The sequence below is a fragment of the Leptolyngbya sp. FACHB-671 genome, assembly GCF_014695745.1.
Classification (GTDB): Bacteria; Cyanobacteriota; Cyanobacteriia; order Elainellales; family Elainellaceae; genus JAAUTN01.
Map to the genome: position 1 here is coordinate 1 of NZ_JACJOV010000101.1, position 10,625 is coordinate 10,625.

A 10,625-nucleotide genomic window follows, 5' to 3' on the forward strand; every position below is an offset into this window, starting at 1 on the left:
CTTGCGCCGACGAGCCATTATTGAGTCTGTGATTGACCAGCTCAAAAACATTTCTCAGATTGAACATTCTCGCCATCGCTCCCCGGTCAACTGCTTAGTCAACTTAGTCTGCGACTTGATCGCGTACTGCCACCAACCCAAAAAGCCCTCTCTGCTCATTGACAACGCTTTGCCTACTTTTGCTTAACCCGAACTGACGTTAAGTAGGTTTCCAGTGTGTCTCTCTGTAAATCTGCTAGCGATATCCAAATAACGATGGACTCAGGAAACTTCTCCGATGTCCATCGAGCAACTTGTTGCAGTAGCGTTGTTTTTCCGGCACTTGGCTCTCCAATAATGGTAATCCGTCTTCCCTGGCGTTTAGGACTTTGCCCCTGCTGCAAGACCTGTTCCAGAAATTGCTCATGCTCAAATTTCTGAGTAACCTCCACTTCCTCCACCAACTCAGAACCCTGAGGCGATTCTTTTCCAAGCGACAGAGCGAACGTTCCTGTTCCTGTCCTTCTTGGTACAACCCTGATCCTCGATCAGGGGATACATCCTCTTTACGGCGCGGCACCTTCTTCCGTTCCACCAATCCCAACGGCTCTAACTCACAACCAACCCAATAGGCAATATCCTCACCTCGGGTCATTGGGTTGGTTGTGAGTTAGAGCCGTTCCTCCAGTAACCGGCGACTGACCTGCTGCCAATTAATTTCTAAAGCGGGAGAGGCGACTTGTGCTTGTAATAAATCCCAAATTTCCTCCAGCAGCTTTCGATCCAGCCCGCCCCCGATCGAAATGTCCTGCCCCTCACTAATATTGGTGGGGTATTTCTCAATCTGGATCACGTACTGAATGACCTTCTGCCCATCCTCCGTCCGACTCCAACGTTGGCGTTGCACAATAGAAGTATGATGCAATGTTTACACTGTCACTCCAACCAAACCGTCAAGAACGGACGACGCAGCGGTATTCAGAACTACTTGTGCCGCAGTTGTGGTCGCCAATTTCGTGAAACTTACACTCCTCAAGGCTATTCCTCAGATGTTAAAGCACACTGCTTGACCCTCTATCTCAATGGCATGGGCTTTCGCGCCATCGAACGAGTCACAGGCGTAGTCACAACACCGTGATTAACTGGGTTAAACAAGCTGCTCAAGCTCTGCCCGATGAAAACTACGAAATTCCCGAATCAGCTCAAGTGGATGAACTGCAAACCTTTGTTGGCTCAAAAAAGTCAAAGTCTGGATTTGGATTGCCGTAAACTCCAAAGCTCCTGGCATTCTTAAGTGGGTAGTAGGTGACCGGTCTTTAGCCACCTTTCGATTGCTCTGGCTGATGATTCGAGGCTGGTGCTGCTTTTTGTACATTACCGACGGCTATCCGGTCTACCCCTGCCTGATAGAAAATGGCGATCATCTCGTGAGCAAAACGGCAATGACTCGGGTTGAAGGGGAGAACAGTCGATTACGACACTATCTGGCGCGGCTGCACCGCAAGACCTTCTGCTATTCCAAGTCCATTGAGATGCTCCAAGCATCGATTCGCTTGTTGGTTTACTACTTGAAGCATCGACAAGTGCCTGCTTTGTGATGATCATTCACCCATTGTGCAACGCCCATGATTTATATCGTGATGATTCGATTAATGCTTCGCAGACTCACAAACAACCAACGAACTTGGAAATCTAAAGCAACTTAATCAACGTTTAAAAACAGTTCCTTACTCCTGCTCGAGCAGATTGTTACGAGCAAGATTGGAACGCTAGGGGCAGTTTTGAAGCGATCGCTATCCATCGCTAAAGTTGGTTGAGCTGATACACTAGCAAAGCTGCCCTTGCTTTATCTTTGGCTTTGAGTGATTTGGATGGCAGGATTAGACCAAATTACTCAGAAGAAGTGGAAAGGGCGATCGAGTATGAGGTTTGCCGTAGGGCTACTGCGGTTGTGATTTGCTAAATCAAATTTTTCATTCAAAATAGGTAATAACCTGAAGTTTTCCTTAGTTTCGGTGTTGCTTAGGATAGAGTCAAAGCATCTCTAACATTGTGTGTTCCAGTATTTAGGAACTGTGACATGAGCAACTACAATGGTTCTGGGAAAGGGCTATCCCAACTGCTTCAGCAGACTACAGGTGCAATTATTGGCACCATTGGCTTGGTTACCAGCGTTGTTGGCTTTTTTCAGCTTGTGCAAGGCAATGCTGGGCTGGTTACCATGCTCTCGCTAATTCTGGGCGTTCTGCTCTTATTGCTCACCTGTCTGTACTACGCTTGCTTCTGGAAACCTGAAGAGCAGGATAAAAGCCCTTCTATCATCACTCCATACGACGACAGGTTGATTCAGGTCCAACGTGCCAAAGAACAGCGACGCAAAACCATCCGTCGTTCAGCGCGAATTGGCATCCTTGCCATTCTATTCTTGATGACTGCAGGGGTTGTGTCTTGGCAACGTATACAAAATCTTCCAGCTAGAACAGTTGTTACTGTAGTTACTGAATTCGATGGACCTGATCTACAAGACCACCGTGTTACAGAAGTAATTTATCAAGAATTGCGAGAAGCGACAGGAAGCTATGCTGATACTAAGATAAAAAGGCTTCCTGAAACTATAAAAGATAGTGATACGGCTCGTAGCAAAGGAGAAAAGGAAAAAGCTGCTATTGTTATTTGGGGTTGGTATAGCAAGTCAGCAGAGGCGAGGGTCAGTACCAATTTTGAGGTACTGAAGCCACCTAAAGGGTTTCCGGAGCTTGGTCAGGAAGCGAAAGGGCAAATTCGGACATTTGCTGTTGCAGAGCTAGATCATTTCATATTACAGAATCGGCTTTCAGCAGAAATGGCATATTTGACGCTGTTTACTGTGGGCATGATGCGATACACCGCAGGAGACTGGGATAGCGCAATTGTTCTGTTGAATGAGGCATTAAAGCAGGCAGAAAGACAACGCGAAAGTGTATTGGTGCTCGATCGAAGTATAGTTCTTAAGCACCTTGCAGATGCTTGCAACCATAAAAGATATTTTGAATGTGCAGTTACTCACTATACTCAAGCAATCGAAATTATTTCTGACAGTACTCTTACCTCTCTCGAAAAAGGTATATTTTCTCCGCAATATTTGTCTGCTGAAACTACAAATACTCATCCCCTCGTTTTACTCAGCTCTAGTTCTGTTAGAACTGCCCAGAACTGGAGAAGCTTGGAAGTTAATTCAAGCGGCGGTCGTTTCCATAACGCTGAAAGCTCAACATTCGATCTCAATTCCTATTTGGCGAAAGTTTATAACAATAGAGGAATTGCTTATGCACAACGGGATAATCTTGACCAAGCAGTTAGCGATTATGAGCAGGCACTTCAGCTTAACCGTAATTTATCAGAAGCTTATAACAACCTAGGAATTGCCTTTGCCAAACAGGACAACTATGAACGCACTATTGAAAACTACAATCAAGCAATTGAATTAGCACCGAATGATGCTCTTGCCTATAACAATCGGGGAAATGTCTACTTTAATCAGGCTGATTATGAACAAGCAATTCAAGATTACACACAAGCCATTTCACTCAATTCAAACTACGCTGAAGCGTATTACAACCGGGGCAATGCCTATCTGGCGGTAGGAGATTATAAACAGGCAATTGTTGACTACAACAAAGCAATTGAGCTTAACCCCAATTTAGCATTGGCTTACAATGAACGGGGAATTGCATATGCTGGGCAAGGCAATTATCAGCAAGCGATTGATGACCTTAACAAGTTGATTGAACTTAATCCGAACGACGCCTTGGCTTACTATAATCGAGGAACCTTGTATGCTCACATTAGCTACTATCAGCAGGCGATTGATAACTACAACAAAGCAATCGAACTCAATCCTAACAATGCTTTGGCTTACAGGACTCGTGGGCTTGCTTACTTCTCCTTAGGTAACCACCAGCAGGCGATTGACAACTACAACAAAGCAATTGAACTCAATCCTAACGATGCTTTGGCTTATTACCATTGAGGAATTGCTTACGCTAAACTAGATAACCATCAGCAGGCGATTGATAACTACAATAAAGCAATAGAACTCAGTCCTAACGATGCTTTGGCTTACAATAACCGGGGAGTGGCTTACTTATCTCAAGGCAATCATCAGCAGGCATTGGCTGACTTCAACAGAGCGATTGAACTCGATCCAGAGTATACTGAGACTTACAATAACCGGGGAGTGGCTTACTTATCTCAAGGCAATCATCAGCAGGCATTGGCTGATATCAACAAAGCGATTGAACTCGATTCAGAGTATGCTGAGGCTTACTATAACCGGGGGGCTATCTACACCGAGTTGGGCAGCTACCAGCAAGCCATCGTTGACTACAGTCAGGCAATAGACCTCAATCCGAATTATGCAGATGCCTACTACCGCCGAGGACGTGTTTATACTGAACTAGGCAATGAAAATGAAGCTATTAGTAACTTTAGGAAAGTATTACAATCAACTGAAGATCCAGCAATGCAACAATTGGCTGAACAGCAGCTTTGGGATCTTGGAAAGCGTTAGTCAGTAGGCAAAATTGGACATACATAATTTGTCCAGGAGATGCTTTTGTATCAGTAACAACAATCCAAGTACCTCGTTTGTAGCTAATTTGCGGCTTGCCATCAAAGAACTCAAACTTAGCCAGCAGACACCAGCTAATGTATCCGTCAAATTGGAGAAGGACTAGGAAGTGAGAACTCATTAGACAAAAGACCTTTGAAGCCAATCACTTCTAATCGTGTGTTAAGCGATTAAACTCAAATGGCGATCGCCCCTTCGATTACCTCTTTCTCCTCTGTCGTCAGGTAGTCCTTCTCTACATTAATTAGTTGAATCTTTGGTTCCTCGCTCACGGCTGAAAGGGCTTTGTAGATGTCTAAGCCCGATCGCCTATCCATTTCCCAAACTACCAACTGGATCTCAGACCAATAGTTCAACGGTTGAGGACAGACTAAATCTCCAATGACTCCCACCCGCTGGATACCAAACTGTTCTCGGAGAACGGATGCTGCTTGTTGTGCCAACTGCCACCACTCAGCTTTCCGCTGTTCATCTTGCTGCATTGACAGCACTCGCTGTCGAAGTGCTTGCACCCAGGCTTGAGGTGGAAGTACCTTCACCGCGCTCGCCAGCCCAAACGTCATCAATAACAACTCAAGCACCCGCTTTGTGCCTCGTTTGTAGCTAATCTGCGGCTTGCCATCAAAGAACTCAAACTTTGCTGGCGGACACCAGCTAATGTATTCGTCAAATTGGATTAGCGTAGGCTCTAGCTGCAGATGGGGAGCAAAGGGGAGGCTGCCCCACTGGGCACTCTCAATCACCTTAATTCGCTGGAAGGACTGCGGTTCCGTTTCAAGGACGAATAGCTTCGGCTGCGCTCGTCCCCCATACCAGTTCTCTTCGTTCCATAGAGGACTGGAGTGAAATGCTAAACCTGGAACACTGCTCGGTCGATACCAGCCATCCTCATCTGGCACCTGTGGCTCATACTGTCCCTCAAGCAGGCGCAAAAACTCAATCTGCTGTCGTTGAGGAGCGACAATCCAACATTCAGGTACACCAGATAATGCATAGTAATCCCGCTTGGCAATGCGATCGCAATACTCGTGTCCTGATAGGAGAACTTCAACCACTAATTCAGCAGGTCCATTAAGATACCAGGAATAAAGCTGATTCAGGTTTTTCGACTTAAAGAACATCAGGTCAGGTGTAAAACCGTTCTCCCCCAATCGCATGACAAAGTCTCGACCAAACGCTTGCCCACCTAAGTCCTCGGCGACATCATGCAAGCAAGTTGAGAGATATTGCCGCACACCATGATGGGGATAATAGGGGTAGTTGGCAACTCCCTCACCGGGAATTAAATTTTCTGGTTGGTACTCGACATCAGCACAGGCTGTTTCTAAATCTTGAAGGACAGAGAAGCGATCGCCTTCAGTAGAGGAAGGTAGATTGAATCCTACCTGCAACGCCTCAATCCACAAATTCATAGGAGCAAGGGCGATCGCGGCATCTGCCCTCCAGCCTTGCAGAACTTGTCTTAGCAGCAAGCGGCTGCCGACGATCGTGTTGCCCACAACTAGACGACCCTCGACTAGTTCCAGTTTGCCTTCGGGTCGGTGGTTAGAGAAGGATTCAAACAACTCTTCAGCGGTGAGATACAAGGAGCGATCGCCTCCTGAAACTAGGCTTGTCTTCTAGCTGCAAAATTCAAAATCTTCTAAGTTTGGCAAGCTACGTCCTTTTGAAGGAGTATACCAAATCCCTTTACGAGTAAGGCTTTTAGAAATTGTTTAACTTTTTTATTTCAAATTTGGCTTTAATGTGGTTTGTTCTTCAACAAGAAGAATAAAAATTGTTTAACTTTATTTTTTGTAGGTTAAATAGTGAACGAAAAATAGGGACTTTTAGGCTGCAAAATTGTTTAACTTTTTTATGCCTTCACAAGACTGCAGCAACGGTGCCAGAGACACTGATCTCACCTTGACTCAACTTCTCTTGAACTGCATCAATTGGAATCAGCAAAACCTCGATCTCCTCGGTGTGGTCGAGGTTTTGAGCAGAAACCAGTTCAACGTTATCAGCCAGAAATAGGTGGATTTTGTTTGTTTCCTTCACTGGATTGTCGTAGAGTGTGGCTAATTTGGTTAAGTGAGTGGCACGATATCCTGTTTCCTCCTGAAGTTCGCGTAGGGCAGCAGATTCAGCGCTCTCCTTTTGTGGATCGAAGGTGCCCGCCGGAAGCTCAATCAACACTTTTCCTGCACCGTGACGGTATTGACGAACAAAGACAATTTCTCGCTTTGCAGTCACCGGAAACACCAGTGCTACATCAGGTCTAACGCTGAGAAAGTAGTCATCGACGATCGCCCCATTAGACAACTCCACTACATCCTGCCGCACCTTGTACCACCGATGATCAAATACCAGTTCAGAATGCAGTAATTTCCAGGGCATTAACTCTTTCATAGGTTGTTGACAAATAAAGGATTACATTGAGGGCATTCTCAAACCTCTGAGCGATCGCCCTCTCTCTTCCTCACTTAATCCTTTACTTTGAATCAACACCCCAAAGTTGCCTAAACCCATTGGGTTCATTAATGAATGCAGCGATTCTCGTCGCTGAAGGGTAGCTTGCAGGCTTAGGTCTGAAGTGGGATTAGAGAGGGCAGAGAGGCGATCGCCTAACCCCAACGCCATCAAAAATAAACCCTGCTGGGTAAAGCCAGCGGTTTGTAATCCAGAAAGTTCACCTTGACGCTCTAGTGCTGTGAAGTCAACATGGGCAGTCAAATCTTGCCGTCCAACGTGAATATAAGGGTTGGAATGATGCGCGTGTTGGTAGTAACACTGCAAGGTTCCTTGAGCGCGAGCAGGGCTATAGTAGCGATTGGCAGGGTATCCATAGTCGATAGTGAGTAAATAGCCGCGATCAAGGTGAGTGGCGATCGCCCCTATCCAATCTAGTGCTGCCAAATTCACCTCGGTGCGATAACCGTTAGGGTAAATCTCAGACGGCAACTTTACCCCCACCCAGTCAAAGTAGCTTTCCAGCTTTGGTGTTGAAAGCTCTCCGATGACTTCCGTAAAGTTACCATTTTGATCAAGCGTGACATACACTTCTCGAAGCTGACCCGCCTCAATCACCAGTTGGTGAACTGGAAAAGCATCAACCAATTCATTGGAAAAACAGCAGCCAACCACTGACTCAGAAGACAAATCCTCTAACGTTTGCCAGGATAAGTTGCCCCAAGATTGGCTGAGTTTGGCTAGTCGCTGCTGCTGTTCCGCAACTAAAGCAGATGATTTCTCTACAATCACATAGCGTAATGCTTCAAAGCACTCAAAATGATGTCGATGCAGATATCGCAGCACATCCTGTACAATTAGCCCTTGCCCTGCACCCATTTCAACTAAGGTGAAAGGTTTGGGATGCTGCAAAATTTGCCACATCTCAGCAAATTGCTCAGCTAACAGTTCACTAAAGTCTGCGCCTAAGTGCGGTGAAGTCACAAAGTCACCTTCTGCACCAATCTTTATCTGATCGGTGTTGTAGTAGCCGTACTGCGGATGATACAGCACCCATTCCATATACTCTACAAAAGTGATGCGTTGCTCAGAAGTTTCTGCAATCTTCTGGGCAATCAGGTCACGAAGCGCCAAATTACTGTCGTTTGTTTCTAGTGCCGTCATGTTTAATATTCGTGTCGGCTTTTATTGTGACACTTTCAAATAATCTGGCTCAACTGCCTAGCTCGAATCAGTTGCTTGAACTTCACCGCTTCTCGGATCGGGTTAAAGTCAGGTTCGGTAGCGATGTCGTTAAAATACTCGGGCTGCAGTTCAATTGATTTCTGCAAACAGTCGATCGCCAATTCCACTTTTCCCCATTGGGCATAGCATCTAGCTTTGTGGTTCCAGACGTTGGGATAGTCAGGGTTGATGGCGATCGCCTGATCATAGGAAGCGATCGCCTCTTCATAGCGCCCCATTTCCTTCAGTGCGCTGCCGTGATTATCCCAAGTGCGGAAGGCATTGGGTTCGAGCTCCAGAGTGTGTTCATAGCAGGCAAGCGCTTCTTCATAGCGCTCAAAGGTTCTTAGCGTATAGCCTTTGCTATACCAGGCGCGAGTAGAATTGGGGGCAAGCTCTAGCGCTTGGTTGTGGGAGGCAATCGCCTCTTCAAACCGCTCCAAACGTCTTAGCGTGATTGCCCGATTGATCCAAACTGTCGGATTGTTGGGCTGAAGCTGAATCGCTTTGTCGTAGGATTTCAGCGCATCCTCATAGCGACCTTCAAAGTAAAATGCTTCTCCTTCGGTGGCGTGATCATCTGCCGTCAGCAGCAACTCTGGAGCAGCAGATTTCAGCGTATTCAATTGTTCTGTCAATTCTTGAATACGGCGCTTCACCTCTGGCGCAACGGTATCTTGCTGCGCTGGAGACGGGGTTAAGTTATCGATCGCCTGAACAATTTGCTCTTTAAACAGGCTCTGCAAGTTTGAAATCTGCTCAATAAACCCAGTCTTCAATGTCTCAATTTCGTGATTGAATTGCTTAGCCTGTTCCGCCAATTCTGAGGTCACTTCTTCGGTCAGTTGTCGCTCTACTTCTTCGCGCAGTTGCTTACGCGTTTCCGACACGATCTGGTTGATCACGCTGCGACGCAACAGCAACAGTCCGATTGCCGCAGAAATGGGTAACAGCGTCAGCACGGTCAGCAGAATGTTGATTAAATCTGTGCTGCTATCAAAGGTACGATCGACTTCTGACTGAATGAGTCGCTGTATCTCGCCACTGTTTTCTAGATTCTCCTCGATCGCCTCTCGAATTCGCTCTGCTTCCCGAAGTTCCTCTAGCTCCTGTCGTTCTTGATCAGACAGAGATGCAGGTGGCGATTCAATTTGCGCTACTGCTCTAGCAGTCAGTGGTGAATTTTGCCAGGTTGCAGCACCGTTTAGTGCCAAGCAGACACAAAAGACCCAGACAACTCCCCGATAGTGACTCATGCCGCTCAGTGAAGAAGGATGTGTCTAAGTTAGCAAGTAAAAAATGCGTAGGGGCGGTTCGCGAACCGCCCCTACACAGAATCGATTGTATAGCCAACCTTTTAGGATTCCTAAGACTGAGAGGCGATCGCTACAGGTTGGTCTACGTATTCGGAAACAATTTGCCTGAACTGGTCACCCTCAACCGTTTCCTGGTCTAGGAGCGTATCGACCAGGCGATCGATCAAGGCGCGATTTTCTCTGATGATTTGGCGGGCTTCTTCGTAGCAGTTGAAGACAATTGATCGCACCTGACGGTCAATTTTAGTGGCCATTTCCTCGGAATATTCCGTGTTGCGAGTCATCAGATCTCGTCCCAGAAATACTTCGCTGCTGCCGCTTTCCAGCGCAACGGGGCCGAGGTCAGACATACCATAGAGCGTTACCATTGACCGGGCATAGTTTGCCACGGCACGGATATCGCTTGACGCGCCGGCCGTGACTTCATCGTGACCAAAAACTTCTTCTTCAACGGCTCGACCGCCGAGCGCAACCGTAATCCGATCAAGGAAATTAGCGCGGCTGTGCAGTCCGTCATCAATGCTTTCCTGATTGAGCAGCGGTTTGGCAAAGCCACCAATGCCGCCAGAACGAGGAATGATCGTCACCTTGTCGAGCGGGTCAGTGTTCTTTAACAAAGTCATGAGCAGGGCGTGACCCACCTCATGATAGGCAACCAGGCGTTTTTTCTTGCTGTCGAGCAAGGGCATCAGGCTCATGCCAATCGTGATTCGGTCGATCGCATCGTCGACTTCAAGATTGCCAATCGTCTCCTTCCGTCGCCGTGCGGTGAGAATGGCGGCTTCATTGAGCAGGTTTGCCAAGTCAGCGCCAGAAAAACCGGGAGTTTTACGGGCGATCGCCTCTAGAGAAATTTCCTCATTCAGCTTTTTATTCCGGGCATGAACTTGCAAAATGCCGAGTCGCCCTCTATAGGTGGGCAAGTCAACCGTCACCTGACGATCAAAGCGACCGGGACGCAGCAAGGCAGAGTCAAGGACATCAGGACGGTTGGTTGCGGCAATGATGATGATGCCGGTGTTTCCCTCAAACCCGTCCATCTCGGT

10 protein-coding genes and 1 pseudogene are annotated in these 10,625 nt (G+C 47.0%); 4 read left to right on the top strand and 7 right to left on the bottom strand.

Going from position 1 to position 10,625, the window contains the following annotated elements; translation table 11 throughout:
- Positions 1-187 (top strand): transposase (locus H6F93_RS14180; protein WP_242043459.1); only part of this gene is annotated, 187 nt, incomplete at its 5' end.
- Here H6F93_RS14180 and H6F93_RS14185 read toward each other — a convergent pair.
- Together H6F93_RS14185 and H6F93_RS14190 are read right to left on the bottom strand one after the other, a co-directional pair.
- Positions 174-431 carry a hypothetical protein gene (locus H6F93_RS14185; protein WP_190681736.1) on the bottom strand — a complete coding sequence of 86 codons (258 nt, stop codon included), beginning with the start codon at positions 429-431 and terminating at the stop codon, positions 174-176. The two genes, H6F93_RS14180 and H6F93_RS14185, sit on opposite strands and share 14 nt — an antisense overlap.
- Before the next feature lie 218 nt (positions 432-649).
- Positions 650-886 (bottom strand): hypothetical protein, encoded by a 237-nt coding sequence (locus H6F93_RS14190; protein ID WP_190681738.1) that lies wholly within the window; start codon positions 884-886, stop codon positions 650-652.
- A gap of 12 nt (positions 887-898) precedes the next feature.
- Here H6F93_RS14190 and H6F93_RS14195 point away from each other — a divergent pair.
- The 3 genes and pseudogenes from H6F93_RS14195 (at position 899) to H6F93_RS34680 (ending at position 4,528) form a co-directional block, all read left to right on the top strand.
- Positions 899-1,577 (top strand): annotated as a pseudogene (locus H6F93_RS14195) (IS1 family transposase).
- 482 nt (positions 1,578-2,059) lie between these two features.
- Positions 2,060-3,988: a tetratricopeptide repeat protein gene (locus H6F93_RS14200; RefSeq protein ID WP_190681740.1), complete on the top strand. Its 1,929-nt coding sequence runs from the start codon at positions 2,060-2,062 to the stop codon at positions 3,986-3,988.
- A 3-nt stretch (positions 3,989-3,991) separates the two neighbouring features.
- Entirely contained in the window at positions 3,992-4,528 is a 537-nt protein-coding gene (locus H6F93_RS34680; protein ID WP_347277294.1) for a tetratricopeptide repeat protein, read from the top strand.
- Between the two features lie 236 nt (positions 4,529-4,764).
- On the opposite strand, the gene H6F93_RS14210 is transcribed toward H6F93_RS34680, so the two are convergent.
- From H6F93_RS14210 to H6F93_RS14230, 5 genes are all read right to left on the bottom strand, one after another.
- The gene (locus H6F93_RS14210) at positions 4,765-6,174 is read right to left on the bottom strand and encodes a Uma2 family endonuclease (protein WP_190681744.1); all 1,410 of its coding nucleotides are present in this window, start codon (positions 6,172-6,174) and stop codon (positions 4,765-4,767) included.
- A gap of 277 nt (positions 6,175-6,451) precedes the next feature.
- Positions 6,452-6,979, bottom strand: a complete 528-nt coding sequence (locus tag H6F93_RS14215; RefSeq protein WP_190681747.1) for an NUDIX hydrolase — start codon at positions 6,977-6,979, stop codon at positions 6,452-6,454.
- A 21-nt stretch (positions 6,980-7,000) separates the two neighbouring features.
- On the bottom strand, positions 7,001-8,203 hold the full coding sequence (locus tag H6F93_RS14220; protein ID WP_190681750.1) for a class I SAM-dependent methyltransferase: 1,203 nt from the start codon (positions 8,201-8,203) through the stop codon (positions 7,001-7,003).
- A 35-nt stretch (positions 8,204-8,238) separates the two neighbouring features.
- Entirely contained in the window at positions 8,239-9,519 is a 1,281-nt protein-coding gene (locus tag H6F93_RS14225) for a tetratricopeptide repeat protein (RefSeq protein WP_190681753.1), read from the bottom strand.
- Between the two features lie 110 nt (positions 9,520-9,629).
- The coding region (locus H6F93_RS14230; RefSeq protein ID WP_190681756.1) for an AAA family ATPase at positions 9,630-10,625 on the bottom strand (996 nt) is incomplete at its 5' end.

Excerpts from the sequence above, each read along its gene's own strand:
- H6F93_RS14200 (WP_190681740.1), top strand. The coding sequence starts at position 2,060 with ATGAGCAACTACAATGGTTCTGGGAAAGGGCTATCCCAACTGCTTCAG.
- H6F93_RS14215 (WP_190681747.1), bottom strand. The coding sequence starts at position 6,979 with ATGAAAGAGTTAATGCCCTGGAAATTACTGCATTCTGAACTGGTATTT.
- H6F93_RS14220 (WP_190681750.1), bottom strand. The coding sequence starts at position 8,203 with ATGACGGCACTAGAAACAAACGACAGTAATTTGGCGCTTCGTGACCTG.
- H6F93_RS14225 (WP_190681753.1), bottom strand. The coding sequence starts at position 9,519 with ATGAGTCACTATCGGGGAGTTGTCTGGGTCTTTTGTGTCTGCTTGGCA.